Raw genomic sequence first — 14,168 nt, 5'->3', positions numbered from 1 at the left:
CGCGCCGATGATCGTCTACGACCTCCACTGCGACGACGGCCACCGTTTCGAAGGCTGGTTCGGCTCCTCCGCCGACTATGACAGCCAGCGGGCGCGTGGCCTTGTCGACTGCCCGGAATGCGGCAGCAAGACTGTTGGCAAGGCGCCCATGGCTCCGGCGGTTCCGGCGAAGGGCAATACGGTCGAGGCGAAAGTCCCTACTGCGAAGGAGACCCAGCTCTCCAACGCGCCCATGCCGCCCGAGGTGGAAAAGGCGCTCAAGCAGTTGGCAAAAGCGCAGGCCAAGGCGTTGAAAAGCAGTACTTATGTCGGCGAGAAGTTCGCCGACGAAGCGCGCTCGCAGCATTACGGCGAGAAGGCCGAAGCACCGATCCACGGCAAGGCCACCCGCAAGGAAGCCGAAGACCTGGCAGCAGAAGGCATTTCCGTCGCCCCAATCCTTTTCCCGATCGCCGAACCCGACGAACTCAACTGATTGTCACCTCACTTCAAGTCGCTATACAGCGTGCCCGGGGCGTCCGTTGCTCAGTCGGATAGAGCACCAGATAGACCTTCGGTCAGCTTCGCTTCCCTAATCTGGGGGCCACAGGTTCGGAGCCGAAGGACGCAGTACGAAGGCGTCGGGAACGCAGTGGAGGACAATCCTGTCGGGCGTTGCAAGCCAAATGTCCTCACCTTATGGCGTCCTTGGTAAGTCCCCGTAGCTCAGTCGGATAGAGCGTCGGATTCCTAATCCGAAGGCCACAGGTTCGAATCCTGTCGGGGACACCACACGAGGCGGTCCTGTAAAGGGCCGCCTCGTGTGGTCTACCCATTCAGGCTCGTGCCTCGTTCGGAGTCGGAGCGAAGCGAAGACGGCGCCGCAGGCGCCAATCCTGTCGGGCGCACCACCTACTTCCCCTTCTTGGCAGCCACCCAGCACAGCACGGTCAGCAATGCCGAAGAGGCCGTGAGCGCGATGCAGACACCGGCCCAGCCGAATCTGCCGTAGACCGCCGTTCCCCCGATGCTGCCGATGCCGCCGCCGATGAACATCAGGACGATATAGACCGTTGTCAGACGGGTCCTGAGATCAGGCTCGAGCGAGAGGAACGTCATGCGACCGGTCACGTCGATCCCGGGTCCGACGAGGTTTACGATGACGAGGGGGATGATTATCCCCCAGAGCGATCCGCCGAGCGGCCAGAAGAGCGCGATGCCCACAAGCTGGATGCAGGCGAAAACGAAGCGCGCGCGCCGGGCGCCGATCCGGTCGGCCCAGCGGCCGAGGCGCGGGGTGGACAGAATGCTCACCGCCGCAATGGCGGCAAGATAGCCGACGACGTCCGTCCCGTAACCGAGTGGCGGGGCCGTCAGGTAAAGCGCCAACGCCAGCCACAGGGCGATGAACTGTGCGAAATTCAGTGCCTGAATCGCGCCGGACAGCAGGACTTCGCGATGGCGGCGCGCCAAGGCAAATACCGAGAAGACAAGCGCCCAGTAGCTCTCGCCGCCGCGGTCCCGCTCGCCGCCTTCCATCAGCCGGGGCAGGGCGAGGGTGACGGCGAGCATCAGTCCGGTGGCAATCCAATAGACTAGGCGCCAGCCGTAATGCTCGGCCACCCAGCCGGCACCGACCCGTGCGATAAGGATGCCGAGAATTACTCCGGCGGTCAGCAGGGCGGTGACATGGCCAAGCCGCTCCGGCGCGACCCGCTTCGAGGCGTAGGCGGGAAGGAGGTAGGGCGCGATGGTGAAGAAGCCGAGCAGCGTCGAGCCCGCCGTAAAGCCGACGAAGCTCTGGGCGAGTGTCATGATGGCCAGCGAAATGGTCTGCCCGCTTGCGAAAAGGATCGTCAGGCGGCGGTTCGAATAACGGTCCCCCAGCGGCAGGAGCAAGAGGATCCCAACGGCCAGCGCAATCTGGTTCAGCGCCGGGACCAGCCCGATCCGCGCCTCGCTGACCCCGAAATGCGCCGCTACGTCTCCGATGATCGGGTGGATGTAATAGGCGTTCGCGGTCACCACCGCGGCGGCGAAGGCGAGCGAGTATTCCTGTGTCGCGGTCAGCCGCGAGGCTGTGGTCACGCGAGGTGGCCTGCCTTGCGCGCCATGTCGATCACACCCTGTGCCAGCGCTTCGGGCTGGTCTTCTTGGCAGAAATGGCCGCAGGGGCTGAGTGTGCGATGGTCGAGCCCGGCGGCGCCTTCGATCCGGTCGATCAGGAATTTCTCGCTGCCCTTGGTGATCGGGTCCTCGTCGCCAAAAAGCGTGAGGAACGGCTTGTCGAACGCGGCGAGCGCGGGCCAGGCGGCCTTGTTCTCGGCCACGCCCGGCATGCCATCCTCGACGGGAACGAGCGAAGGGAAGGCGCGCGCTGCGGCCTTCGATGGCTCGTCAGGAAAGGGCGCGTCATAAGCGGCGATTTCGGCCTCGGTCAGCGGCGTCTGGGTAGCGCGGTCGAGCAGCGGACCGATGCGGAAATCGGGCGAAGAGCGCGCAAACTCGCGCCAGGCGAGGAAGGCCTGTGAGGGCGTGCCGCCTGCGGGCAGGAAGGTGTTGCTGGCGACGACGCAGTCGAAGAGGTCGGGATCGTGCGCCACCATGCGCAGGCCCAGCAAGCCGCCCCAGTCCTGGCAGAACAGCGCCGCAGGACGCGGTTCGACCGCGTTGCGCCATTGCTTGAGCCAGTCGACATGAAGCTCGTAGGTGAAGAAAGCGATGTCGTCGGGCTTGTCGCTCTTGCCGAAACCGATGAGGTCGGGCGCGAGCACGCGGAACCCCGCGTCGACCAAGATCGGGATCATCTTGCGATAGAGGAAGGACCAGCTCGGCTCGCCATGGAACAGAAGGACGGGCGGGGCGCCCTTGTCCCCTTCGTCGACATAGTGCTGGCGTGCTGTCTGCCCGTTGCCGAGGTCGACCTCGAACCAGTTCTCCGCGAAGGGATAGTCGGGAATGTCGTCAAAGCGCTCTGCCGGTGTGCGAAGGATGTCCATGGCCGTCTCTCCCCGGTTGCACGGGAGCGCGGACAGGCAATGGCCACGCGCGATTCCCGTTTCTGTTTGCAACCCTTAGGGCGTGCGCTTGCTGCTGTCACCCAATTGGCTGACCGGCACCGTTTCCTTGAAAGTGTGGGTGACATAGGGGAAGGGGATCTCGATCCCGACATCGTCGAGCGCCGCCTTGATCGCCCGAACCACCTTGTCCTTGCTTTCCCAGCCCGAACGGGGCGAGGAACCAGCCCACCAGCGCACGAGGAAATCGACCGAGCTGGAGTTGAACTCCTGCGCAAAAATGTCGATGCCCTTGCTGGCGAGCACGTCGTCGACATTCTCCACCGCGCGGCGGATCACGTCGGCGGCGTGGTCGAGATTGGTATCGTAGGAAACGCCCACCACCACATCGTGCCGTCGCTGTTCGACATCGGTCAGGATCTCGACCGGGTTCTTGAACAGGATCGAGTTGGGTACGACCGTCAGTTCGCCCGATAATTTGCGGACATGCGTTTCGCGCAGGGTAATGTGCTCGACCTTGCCGGTGATACCCTCGCATTCGATGATATCGCCGATCTGCATCTTCTCGCGCAGCATGATGAGGATGCCGGCAAAGAAATTCTCGAAGATGTCCTGGAAGGCAAAACCGATGGCGACCGCGCCAATGCCGAGGCCTGCGAGCAGGCTGGCGGGCGTCAGGTCGGGCATCACCACGACGGCCGCGATGAAGAGACCGAGTACCCAGATGGTGAGGCGGACCGCCGTATCGACCAGCGCCTTCAGACTGGCGCGGATTTCTGTCCGGCCGACGATCATGTCGGAAATGCGCACGGCGAACCGGGCAATGATCCACGTCAGCAGGATGATGAACAGCGCGATCGCGATACTGGGCAAGGATTCGATGAACCCTTCGCCCATGGATTGCAGCTGTTCACGCAAGGTCTGGATGTAATTCACGCAAGGCTCCCTTTGCGGAGCAACGTTGTGCACCGCAGCGGGTTCCAAAAGCGCAGAAATTGGCGGTTAACGGGCGTTAGCCCTGACCGTGTTCCTTGCGAGCCAGTTCGTGCAGCCAGTCGGCATGGCGCGGGGCCTTCTTGGTCTCGCTCCATTCTTCCAGCATCAAGGGAGCCACGCGCTTAAGCTCCGCATACTGCTCGTCAGTGCCGATGTCGGTGGCGAGTTCCACGCGGTGGCCGTTCGGGTCGAAGAAATAGATCGACTTGAAGATTCCATGATGCGTCGGGCCGAGGACGTCGATGCCGAGGCTCTCGACATGGTCCTTGGCAGCTAGGAGTTCGTCCTCGCTGTCGACCTTGAACGCGAGGTGCTGGACCCACTGCGGCGTATTCTCGTCGCGGCCCATGTCCTTCTGGTTGGGCAGTTCGAAGAAGGCGAGGATGTTGCCGTTACCCGCGTCGAGGAAGACGTGCATGTAGGGATCGTATTCCCCGGTGGACGGCACGTGGTCCTCGGCGAAGGCCGTGGTGTAGTCCATGCCCAGGACCTTGCCGTACCACTCGACGGTCTCTTTCGCGTCCTTGCAGCGGTAGGCGGCGTGGTGGACGCCGCCCAGCTTTACGGGGTGTGATGCCTGATCGGTCATTTCAAAACCTCTCATCCGTTCGCCCTGAGCTTGTCGAAGGGCCGTACTTCTTCTGAACCGTCGCTCTCAAAGGAAGAGCGGTGCTTCGACAAGCTCAGCACGAACGGAAAAATCCTCAGGACTACTCTGCCGGCTCCGCTTCGACCGACTTGGCATCTTCCACGCTAAGCACGCCGCGCTTGATCTGGTCACGTTCCATGCTTTCGAACAGCGCCTTGAAGTTGCCTTCACCGAAGCCGTCGTCACCCTTGCGCTGGATGAATTCGAAGAAGACCGGGCCGACCTGCGCCTCGGCAAAGATCTGCAGGAGGAGGCGAGGGGTGCCGCCTTCGGTCGTGCCGTCCATCAGAATGCCGCGCGCCTTGAGTTCGTTCTCATTCTCGCCATGGCCGGGCAGCCGCTCGGACAACATCTCGTAATAGGTCTCGGGCGGGGCGGTCATGAAAGGAACACCCAGTTCCTTGAGGTTGTCCCAGCACTTGATGAGATCGTCACAGATCAGGGCGATGTGCTGGATGCCTTCGCCGTTGAATTCCTTGAGGAACTCCTCGATCTGGCCCTTGCCGCCTTCGCCTTCTTCGTTGAGCGGAATACGGATCTTGCCGTCGGGTGCGGTGAGCGCCTTCGACGTCAGGCCGGTATACTCGCCCTTGATGTCGAAGAAGCGGATTTCGCGGAAGTTGAAGAGCGTTTCGTAATAATCCGCCCAGTACTTCATGCGCCCGTTGTAGACGTTGTGCGTCAGGTGATCGATCACGTTGAAACCCGCGCCGACCGGCCACTTTTCGACCCCGTCGAGATATTCGAAGTCGATGTCATAGATCGACAGGCCCTCTTCGCCCTGCTCGGCATAGCGGTCGATCAGATAGACGATCGCGCCACCTATACCGCGGATGGCGGGGATGCGCAGTTCCATCGGGCCGGTTTCGACGCTGACCGGCTCTGCCCCGCGCTTGAGCAGCTCCTCATACGCTTCCTTGGCGTTGCGGACGCGGAAGCCCATGCCGCAAGCCGAGGCACCATGCTCGCGCGCAAAATACCAGGCTGCGCTGCGCGGTTCGTAGTTGAGGATGAGGTTGATGCCGCCCTGGCGCCACAGGTCCACGTCCTTGGAGCGGTGCGTGGCAACCTTGATGAAGCCCATGGCTTCGAAAACCGGTTCGATGACGCCTTTCTTTGGCGCGCAGAATTCGACAAATTCGAAGCCGTCGAGGCCGATGGGGTTTTCGAAAAGGTCGGGCATGGAAATCCTCTGACTGGCAATTAGTTTCAATGGAAACCAGTTAGGCCGCACTTCGGCCACTGTCAAGGTTTCAACGGCTTGGCAGATGAGGCGGTTCCGTCCGTCGCAAGCCGGTGGGACACGGAGACAAATCCCCTTGCGCAACCGTGTTAACTGTGATTCTGTGGAAACATGAGGCGGGGCCACAGAATCGACGGTGTGCGAAAGCAGAAGACGACGCAGAACGCTGCGCTCGTCGTCATGCTTGCGCTCGGCGGCCTCGCTATGGCCGGACCTTCGGGCCTTCTCGCGTGGAGCGAGAACCTGCGCCTGCTCGATCAGCGCAAGGCCCAGCTCGAAACGCTACAGAAGGAACGCGCCGCGCTCCAGAACAAGGTGGCGCTGCTACACCCGGATCATGCCGATCCGGATATGGTGGGCGAATTGCTGCGCAGCCAGCTCAACGTCGTCCACCCCGACGAAGTCGTGATCAAGATCGACGACTGACGGGCTGAACGGCTCGGAACCCCCGCTTTTCCGTAAGGTTTTCGTATGCAGGCACCGCATCGTGTTGCGCTGCCCGTAACGCTGTGCCTATAGGCGCAGCGAGAGAATTTCCCGACAGGAAAAGGGACGATACGTTTTGGCCAAGGCCCCCAAGAAAGAAGCCCCGCGCAGCCCCTCGGAAAACCCCGATTTCGCGCTCCATTCGCTCCAGGAAGAGCTCGAAAAGTACAAGCGGTACGACGCTTCGGGCGACCAGCTACGCCACTTCTACGAGCAGATGCTGCTGATCCGCCGTTTCGAGGAACGCGCTGGCCAGCTTTATGGCCTCGGCCTGATCGGCGGTTTCTGCCATCTCTATATCGGACAGGAAGCGGTTGCCGTCGGCCTCCAGTCCGCCCTGACCGAGAAGCTCGACAGCGTGATCACCGGCTATCGCGACCATGGCCACATGCTCGCCTACGGTATCGATCCCAAGGTCATCATGGCCGAGCTTACCGGGCGCGAAGCCGGTATCTCCAAGGGCAAGGGCGGGTCGATGCACATGTTCTCGACCGAGCATAAGTTCTACGGCGGGCACGGCATCGTCGGCGCGCAGGTCGCGCTTGGTGGCGGGCTGGCGCTCGCGCATCAGTACAACGAGGATGGCGGCCTGTGCCTCGCCTACTTCGGTGACGGCGCGGCCAACCAGGGCCAGGTCTACGAGACGTTCAACATGGCGGCCTTGTGGAAGCTGCCGATCGTCTTCGTCATCGAAAACAACCAGTACGCGATGGGCACAGCGGTCAGCCGCAGCTCGGCCGAAACCGAGTTCTACCGCCGCGGCACCGCGTTCCGCATCCCAGGCATGAAGGTCAACGGCATGGACGTGCTCGAAGTGCGCCAGGCGGCCGAGATCGCGTTCAAGCATGTGCGTGAGGGCCGTGGCCCGGTGCTCATGGAATGCGAAACCTACCGCTATCGCGGCCACTCCATGTCCGATCCGGCCAAGTACCGCACGCGCGAGGAAGTGCAGGACGTCAAGGAACACAAGGACCCGATCGAGGGCCTGAAAAAGATCCTGATCGAACAGGGCAATAGCGAGGAAGACTTGAAAGCCATCGACAAGGGCATCCGCAAGGTCGTGAGCGAAGCGGCGGATTTCGCCGAGAACTCGCCCGAGCCGGATCCGAGCGAACTCTACACCGACGTCCTGGTGGAGGAGTACTGAGCCATGGCTATCGAACTCAAGATGCCTGCCCTGTCGCCCACCATGGAAGAGGGCACGCTCGCCAAATGGCTCAAGCAGGAAGGTGACACGATCGAGATCGGCGACATCATCGCCGAGATCGAGACCGACAAGGCGACGATGGAATTCGAAGCGGTCGACGAAGGCACGCTGGGCAAGATCCTCGTTGCCGAAGGGACCGAGAATGTCGCGGTCGGGACGGTAATCGCGATGCTGGCGGGCGAGGGCGAGGATGTCTCCGATGCCGCGGCTGCCGCACCGGTCGACGATGTGCCGGGCGAGGGCAAGGACGTCGGTTGTCCCGATGCATCGGGCGCGGGCAGCGAGGCGGAAATCGCCAAGCCGGCCAAGAAGTCGGGCGTGAAGGACCCCGAGATTCCGCACGGCACCAACATGCAGACCATCACCGTTCGCGAGGCTCTGCGTGACGGCATGGCCGAAGAAATGCGGCGCGACGAACGTGTCTTCGTGATGGGCGAGGAAGTTGCCCAGTACCAGGGCGCCTACAAGGTGACGCAAGGCCTGCTCGACGAATTCGGCCCCAAGCGCGTGATCGATACGCCGATCACTGAGTACGGCTTTGCCGGAATCGGCACGGGCGCGGCGATGGGCGGCTTGCGTCCGATCGTCGAGTTCATGACCTTCAACTTCGCCATGCAGGCGATCGACCACATCATCAACTCGGCGGCCAAGACCAACTACATGTCCGGCGGCCAGATGCGTTGCCCAGTCGTGTTCCGCGGCCCCAATGCGGCGGCGAGCCGCGTCGGCGCGCAGCACAGCCAGAACTACGGCCCCTGGTACGCCAGCGTCCCCGGCCTGATCGTCATCGCGCCTTATGATGCCTATGACGCCAAGGGCCTGATGAAGGCGGCCATCCGCTGCGAGGATCCGGTGGTCTTCCTCGAGAACGAGCTGGTCTACGGCCGCAGCTTCGAGCTGCCCGAGCTTGACGATCACGTGCTGCCCATCGGCAAGGCGCGGATCGTGCGCGAAGGTGCGGACGTCACCATCGTCGCCTACTCGATTGCCGTCGGCCTTGCGCTGGAAGCGGCCGAGCAACTGGCGGACGAAGGCATCGACGCCGAGGTCATCGACCTTCGCACGCTGCGTCCGCTGGACAAGGAAACGGTGCTCGAAAGCCTCAAGAAGACCAACCGCATGGTCATTGCCGAGGAAGGCTGGCCGACCTGCTCGATCGCTTCGGAAATCGTCGCGATCTGCATGGAGGACGGCTTCGACCATCTCGATGCCCCGGTCACCCGCGTGTGCGACGAAGACGTGCCGCTGCCCTATGCCGCAAACCTCGAAAAGCTGGCGCTGATCGACACGCCGCGGATCGTGAAGGCGGTAAAGAAGGTCTGCTACCGCGACTGATCGCTGTCATGCGGAAAGCAAAAAAGCCCGCCGCTGGACATTCCGGCGGCGGGCTTTTTCGTGTGATTTGTTGCTACTTGATCACTCGTCGATCACGAAAATGGGACGCGAATAGCTCATCTGCTTGCTGGTGAAGTTGAAGAACGGCAGCACATCGGGCGGCGTGTAGGTGATTTGCAACGTCTTCTCATGCGTACCGTGCACCCGCGGCGTCGTGACCGGGGTTATTGTGATCGCGACGGAATTGTTCATCAGGTAGGGTGCGCTTGTCGCAATGGATTTCGCCTTGGTGGCGATTGTCGCATCGCTGATCGTATTTTCGTTCATGTACTCGACCACGGCATAGCGGGCCGTGTCAGAGGCTACGCTGCGCATGGAATTATAGGCCTGCATCGAGATGCCGATCTGAATTATGCCGAAAAACAGTCCGAGTACAATAGGAGCCAGCAATGCGAATTCGATGATGGCGGTACCGCGTTTGTCTTCACGCAGCGACGTCAGCTGTTCCAAAATCATGAGATTTGAACCCTTCGCATGATGTTATACCCCACTTTCCTACCGACGCCGAACTCGGTCCAAATGGGATAATAGGTGTCCCAGATGTTGATCTGAATGATTTCGGATATGACGGCGCCAGTCGGACAAGCCGTGACATCGGACTTCAGTGTAGTATCCGCATTGCATCGATACCTCTTTATAAGCCTAACCTTGCCGTGAGGGAGACCTGTCGACGTCTCGATGATCTTTTCGATTTGGTCGAGTTCTTCCTGCTCTTCCGGAAAGGTTGCTAGCACGACTGCGGCGGCTTCCGCGACGGCTGCCTGCAATTCGCTTTCGCGCGAGACAATGCGGCTCACCTCGAACCCGCCCAGTGCCATCAGCACGAGCACCGGGAGGACGATCGCGGTCTCGATTACCACCGCGCCGTTTTCATCGCGGCGAAGCGCTGCCACTTTGCGCAGGAGCCGGATCACAGGACAAGCCTCACGCGGGTGCGGCCTTCGCCGACAACGACGTCGTGAGTCCTGCCGACGGGGCAAAGCGTGGTGAGATCGGCCGTACCACCAATTTTGAGGGTCTTGCTGGCGATCATCAGGCATTCCGCGGTTGCGGTCATGTTGCCGGCCATCGTGACGCTGCTGTTGGGCATGTACACGATGCCATTGAGGTCGAAGGCAGAGCCGCCGGTGATTTTGCTGCTCTGAGAGCCCGGCGAGGTGGGGTCTTCGAAGATCAGCATGTTTTCCATTTTCGCAGCGTCTTCGGCGCTGACCTCTGCGAGAGTAACCAGCTGCTGCTGATCCATTGGAGTGAGATAGACATGGCCGGTGCCGTTGATGTCCAGCTGTGCGCCATTGGTCAGGACGAACATCACGCCAGTACCGATCAGGTTCACGCCTGCGTTTACTTTAAATACACCGCCATTGATGGTGTAGACACCCGGAGCGAGGATGGTGTCGCAGGTCACATTGAAACCTGTATAGGTTGCCGGTCCGATGGCGACTTCGGCACCGGTAAGATCGACGAGGTCGGTGTACACATATGTGGACACCGTGATCTTCTCGATGAAGATCTTGTCCGGCCCGCTGCCGGCGATCTGCGTAAGACTGGTCGTTACGGCAGGCCCCGTGTAATCAAGGGGTTTCCTGGTGAATTCAGCATCCTGAATGGTTTCATAAGTCGTTTCCGAAGGAGGAATGGAACCATCACCATTGTAGGTGATCGCGCCGGCGTCCTTGGCCGCGTTTTTGTTCTTGCCCCTATAATATTTGTACGAAACCTTGTCAGTCTGTGTGACGTCGGCCGTCCAGGTCGGCGCATTTTTCGATCCGCAGTCGAGCGTGCCGTTGTTCGCGTTGGTCGAGGGGGTGGGCGGCGAGAGGCCTTCCCAGGGGTCGAGCATATCGTCGTAGTTTTCGATGACCTGTGAGTTGGCGAAGGCATCCGCGCTATCGTCGATAGTTCCGCCGGCAACCACCCAATTGATATTCTGCGGGTCGCCGCCGCCATCGGTAACGATTGCGCCATCGGCTGTCGAACGTGCGCCGACACCACACGCAGCGTCAACCGTGGGGTCGCCGTGGAACCACATCGTCTTGGGCGATGTCGGGTCCAAGGAATAAAGGCAGGCAGTATACTGCGGCGAAGTTTCCCAAACAGCCTGAGCCTGGACGGCGATGGTCATGCCTTCGCCAATCACGACATTGGTGAACGGAAGTTTCGCAGAAACCGTGGCATGCATATAGACGCTATCGTCCGTGCCATCGAGGTCTTTTAATTCGATTCGATGCGTGAGCAGATAGTCCTTCGTTTCCGAAAGATTGATGTAGAAATCCTGTCTGGCGCGAGTCTTGTACTGATAGCCAGTATCGCCGTTGCCGCGCGCCCATGCGCCCGCCAGCGCGCCTTGATCAACGGCATACTGTATCTCGCGCTTCCACAGGTAATACTGCGCCATATCGACGCCGAGACCGGCCGATCCGAACAGGACCGGTGCGCCCATGGCAACCAGCATGAGAGCGTTTCCGCTCGTGTCGGCCTTTAGCCGCTTCATGAATGTGGTAAGCCCCATAATCTCAACTGCCCTCGAACGGTTCGATCCGAATGTGCCTTATAAAAGGCGGGTTCCTTTCTATTCATGCACCAGGAGTGGTTAAGAGGCCGTTTAGGCTGCTTCGCGCCCTCGCACCGCTTGACAGGAGAGGGCGCGCCTCCGAAGTCGCGGACGTGATCGAAACCGCTGAGAATGAACTGCCCGATTGGGCCGGGCTGGTGCTGGCTTCGACGCGCCCACCGGTGAGGGGACTGCTGGAAAGCGCGTTGCGGCTCGACGCGCGGCTCGGTCGCATCTGCCTGACCGCCAGCGAACCTGCGCTTGCCCAACTGCGCCTCGCATGGTGGCGCGACGAGTTATCGCGCGAGCGTGTCGACATGCCGCCTGACCCGCTCCTCGGATCGCTCCTGAAGGAGTGGGGCAACGAACGATCCGCGCCGATCGCTCTCATCGATGGGTGGGAGGAACTGATCGGCGACCTGCCGCCGACTGGAGAGGCGGCAAAGGGATTTGCAGCCGGACGCGAAGCTGTGTTTGGTGAAATCGCGCGAAGGGCAGGCCACTCCGCCGCAGCCGCCGACACCGCCGTTCACGCCGAGACCTGGGCTCGAGCCGATCTCTCGGCCTTCGGCCTCCCCGACGCTTCTGTAGCGACGCCTTTGCCATACTTGCCTCGCCAACTCAGACCGCTTGCCATGATCGGTGGACTGGCCCGGCGTGCCATCATGCGCGGCGGCAAGCCCATGTTCGGCGACCGAATGAGCCCTCTCGTGGCGCTAAGGCTTGGAATTTTCGGGACTTAGGGTAGGTAGGCTCCTCACGCAGAAGGGGAGCTCTGCCGGTGAAAGCCTTTGTGACCGGTTCGTTCGTGACACTCACGCTGATGGGTGTGGGGTTGTTCTGGTGGCAGGGCAGGGCCGAGGTGGAGGCCGCCGCGCCCCCGCCCGAACTGGTCTCGCTCGCCGACAACTTGCCCGATCCCGAGCTTCTTCCGATCACCGATCCGGGCGACATGGAAGGCCCCGCGCCGCCCGAAGCGAGCGAGTTGACCAAGGAACAGCGCCGCTTCTTCCGCTACGATCGCAACCGCGACTGGCGGATCACGCGCAGCGAGATGCTCTCCACCCGCTCCGAGGCTTTCCGCAAGCTCGACAAGGATGGCAACAACCTACTGACCTTCGAGGAATGGGCCGTGGCGACCGTCGACAAATTCGAAGGCGCCGATGCCAATGGCGACCGCGAACTTTCGCCGGGCGAATTCGCCACCACCAAGCCGAAACCGTCGAAAAAGCGCAGCTGCGCCTGCTGATCAGGCGGGAACCGCCTCCAGCCCGTCCATCCACACGCGGAAATCCGCCTTGGCGCGCGAGGTATAGGCTTCCTTGCGCTGTTTCTTCTTCACCTCGTGGAGCGGCGGAAACAGGCCGAAGTTGACGTTCATGGGCTGGAAGGTGTCGGCCTCCGCATCGCCCGTGATATGCGACAGCAGCGCGCCGAAGGCGGTGGTGCGCGGGGGAGGGGACCAGTCTTGGCCCGCAAGCTCGCTTGCTGCCATCATGCCCGCCATCAGCCCCACGGCCGAGCTTTCGACATAGCCTTCGCAGCCGGTGATCTGGCCGGCGAAGCGGATATGCTCGCCCCCGCGCAGGCGCAGCTGGCGGTCGAGCACGAGTGGCGAATTGATGAAGGTGTTGCGATGCAGGCCCCCAAGCCGCGCGAACTCGGCGTTCTCCAGACCCGGAATGGTGCGGAAAAGCTCGATCTGCGCGCCGTATTTGAGCTTGGTCTGGAAGCCGACCATGTTCCACAGCGTGCCGAGTTTGTTGTCCTGGCGCAGCTGGACCACGGCATAGGGCCAGCGTCCCTGCGGATGCTCCTCGCTCGTGTCGTAGGGGTTGTCGAGCCCGACACCCTTCATCGGACCGTAGCGCAGCGTTTCTACACCGCGCGCGGCCATGACCTCGATCGGCATGCAACCGTCGAAATAAGGCGTGTCGGCTTCCCATTCGCGGAATTCGGTCTTCTCGCCGTCCATCAGGCCCTGGTGGAAGTCGAGATATTGCTCCTTCGTCATGGGGCAGTTGATGTAATCGCCATCCTCGTTCGAGGCTTCGGTGCGCTTGTTCCAGCGGCTCTGGATCCAGCATTTCGACATGTCGATGCTGTCGCGGTGAACGATAGGCGCGATGGCGTCGAAGAAGGCGAGACGGTCCTGCCCGGTCGACTTCACGATGCTTTCGGCCAGCGATTGCGCAGTCAGGGGGCCGGTCGCGACGATGGTCGGGCCGGATGAGGGGAGGGCATCGACCCGCTCGCGCACGACGGTGACATTGGGATGCTCGTCGAGCGTGCGCTGGACCTCGGCGGAAAAGACATCGCGGTCGACAGCCATGGCGCTGCCCGCCGGAACCCGCGCGACTTCACCCGCATGCATGACGAGGCTGTCGAGCCTCCGCATTTCGTGGTGCAGCAGGCCGACCGCGTTCTTGTCACTGTCGTCCGAACGGAAGCTGTTCGAGCAGACGAGTTCGGCAAGGCCATCGGTCTGGTGGGCCGGGGTCATCTCGCCGCTGCCGCGCATTTCGGAAAGGCGGACCTTGAAACCCCGCCGCGCGAGCTGCCAGGCCGCTTCGCTTCCCGCAAGGCCGCCGCCGATGATGTGGATGTCATGTGTCATATCGCGCGCCACCTAGTGCTTGCAC

15 protein-coding genes and 2 tRNA genes are annotated in these 14,168 nt (G+C 61.7%); 8 read left to right on the top strand and 9 right to left on the bottom strand.

Features of this window, described 5'->3' with window-relative positions; translation table 11 throughout:
- The first annotated feature begins 7 nt into the window (after positions 1-7).
- From K3148_RS12540 to K3148_RS12530, 3 genes are all read left to right on the top strand, one after another.
- Positions 8-475 carry a DUF1178 family protein gene (locus tag K3148_RS12540; protein WP_221425096.1) on the top strand — a complete coding sequence of 156 codons (468 nt, stop codon included), beginning with the start codon at positions 8-10 and terminating at the stop codon, positions 473-475.
- A gap of 39 nt (positions 476-514) precedes the next feature.
- Positions 515-656, top strand: a tRNA-OTHER gene (locus tag K3148_RS12535).
- A 38-nt stretch (positions 657-694) separates the two neighbouring features.
- Positions 695-771 (top strand) — tRNA-Arg (locus tag K3148_RS12530).
- 120 nt (positions 772-891) lie between these two features.
- Here K3148_RS12530 and K3148_RS12525 read toward each other — a convergent pair.
- The 5 genes from K3148_RS12525 to hppD form a co-directional block, all read right to left on the bottom strand.
- Positions 892-2,067: an MFS transporter gene (locus K3148_RS12525; RefSeq protein ID WP_221425095.1), complete on the bottom strand. Its 1,176-nt coding sequence runs from the start codon at positions 2,065-2,067 to the stop codon at positions 892-894.
- Positions 2,064-2,978, bottom strand: coding sequence for a haloalkane dehalogenase (locus K3148_RS12520; protein ID WP_221425094.1), 915 nt, complete (start codon positions 2,976-2,978; stop codon positions 2,064-2,066). The genes K3148_RS12525 and K3148_RS12520 overlap by 4 nt, the downstream gene beginning before the upstream one ends.
- Positions 2,979-3,053: 75 nt before the next feature.
- On the bottom strand, positions 3,054-3,932 hold the full coding sequence (locus K3148_RS12515) for a mechanosensitive ion channel family protein (protein ID WP_221425093.1): 879 nt from the start codon (positions 3,930-3,932) through the stop codon (positions 3,054-3,056).
- A gap of 76 nt (positions 3,933-4,008) precedes the next feature.
- Positions 4,009-4,581, bottom strand: a complete 573-nt coding sequence (locus tag K3148_RS12510; protein WP_221425092.1) for a VOC family protein — start codon at positions 4,579-4,581, stop codon at positions 4,009-4,011.
- 121 nt (positions 4,582-4,702) lie between these two features.
- Entirely contained in the window at positions 4,703-5,824 is a 1,122-nt protein-coding gene (gene hppD / locus K3148_RS12505; RefSeq protein ID WP_221425091.1) for a 4-hydroxyphenylpyruvate dioxygenase, read from the bottom strand.
- Positions 5,825-5,995: 171 nt separating this feature from the next.
- Here hppD and K3148_RS12500 point away from each other — a divergent pair, with 171 nt between their 5' ends.
- The 3 genes from K3148_RS12500 to K3148_RS12490 all read left to right on the top strand — a co-directional run bounded on the left by K3148_RS12500 (position 5,996) and on the right by K3148_RS12490 (position 8,912).
- Positions 5,996-6,310 carry an FtsB family cell division protein gene (locus K3148_RS12500; protein ID WP_221425090.1) on the top strand — a complete coding sequence of 105 codons (315 nt, stop codon included), beginning with the start codon at positions 5,996-5,998 and terminating at the stop codon, positions 6,308-6,310.
- Between the two features lie 136 nt (positions 6,311-6,446).
- Positions 6,447-7,517: a pyruvate dehydrogenase (acetyl-transferring) E1 component subunit alpha gene (gene pdhA, locus K3148_RS12495; protein WP_221425089.1), complete on the top strand. Its 1,071-nt coding sequence runs from the start codon at positions 6,447-6,449 to the stop codon at positions 7,515-7,517.
- Between the two features lie 3 nt (positions 7,518-7,520).
- Positions 7,521-8,912: a pyruvate dehydrogenase complex E1 component subunit beta gene (locus tag K3148_RS12490; RefSeq protein WP_221425088.1), complete on the top strand. Its 1,392-nt coding sequence runs from the start codon at positions 7,521-7,523 to the stop codon at positions 8,910-8,912.
- A gap of 81 nt (positions 8,913-8,993) precedes the next feature.
- Here the strand turns inward: K3148_RS12490 and K3148_RS12485 are convergent, their stop codons facing one another.
- Genes K3148_RS12485 through K3148_RS12475 form a run of 3 tightly spaced genes read right to left on the bottom strand, consistent with a single transcriptional unit; the run spans position 8,994 to position 11,466 of the window.
- Positions 8,994-9,428, bottom strand: a complete 435-nt coding sequence (locus K3148_RS12485; RefSeq protein ID WP_221425087.1) for a TadE/TadG family type IV pilus assembly protein — start codon at positions 9,426-9,428, stop codon at positions 8,994-8,996.
- On the bottom strand, positions 9,425-9,886 hold the full coding sequence (locus K3148_RS12480) for a TadE/TadG family type IV pilus assembly protein (protein ID WP_221425086.1): 462 nt from the start codon (positions 9,884-9,886) through the stop codon (positions 9,425-9,427). Before K3148_RS12480 ends, K3148_RS12485 begins: the two co-directional genes overlap by 4 nt.
- The gene (locus K3148_RS12475; RefSeq protein WP_221425085.1) at positions 9,883-11,466 is read right to left on the bottom strand and encodes a TadE/TadG family type IV pilus assembly protein; all 1,584 of its coding nucleotides are present in this window, start codon (positions 11,464-11,466) and stop codon (positions 9,883-9,885) included. Before K3148_RS12475 ends, K3148_RS12480 begins: the two co-directional genes overlap by 4 nt.
- A 173-nt stretch (positions 11,467-11,639) precedes the next feature.
- On the opposite strand from K3148_RS12475, the gene K3148_RS12470 reads away from it, so the two are divergent.
- Together K3148_RS12470 and K3148_RS12465 are read left to right on the top strand one after the other, a co-directional pair.
- The gene (locus tag K3148_RS12470) at positions 11,640-12,269 is read left to right on the top strand and encodes a hypothetical protein (protein ID WP_221425084.1); all 630 of its coding nucleotides are present in this window, start codon (positions 11,640-11,642) and stop codon (positions 12,267-12,269) included.
- 38 nt (positions 12,270-12,307) lie between these two features.
- The gene (locus tag K3148_RS12465) at positions 12,308-12,775 is read left to right on the top strand and encodes an EF-hand domain-containing protein (RefSeq protein ID WP_247711582.1); all 468 of its coding nucleotides are present in this window, start codon (positions 12,308-12,310) and stop codon (positions 12,773-12,775) included.
- Here the strand turns inward: K3148_RS12465 and trmFO are convergent, their stop codons facing one another.
- Positions 12,776-14,143, bottom strand: a complete 1,368-nt coding sequence (gene trmFO, locus K3148_RS12460; RefSeq protein ID WP_221425083.1) for a methylenetetrahydrofolate--tRNA-(uracil(54)-C(5))-methyltransferase (FADH(2)-oxidizing) TrmFO — start codon at positions 14,141-14,143, stop codon at positions 12,776-12,778.
- Positions 14,144-14,168: the final 25 nt, after the last annotated feature.

Source organism: Qipengyuania aurantiaca (genome assembly GCF_019711375.1).
GTDB lineage: Bacteria > Pseudomonadota > Alphaproteobacteria > Sphingomonadales > Sphingomonadaceae > Qipengyuania > Qipengyuania aurantiaca.
This window is presented reverse-complemented; position numbering and strand designations above follow the sequence as displayed.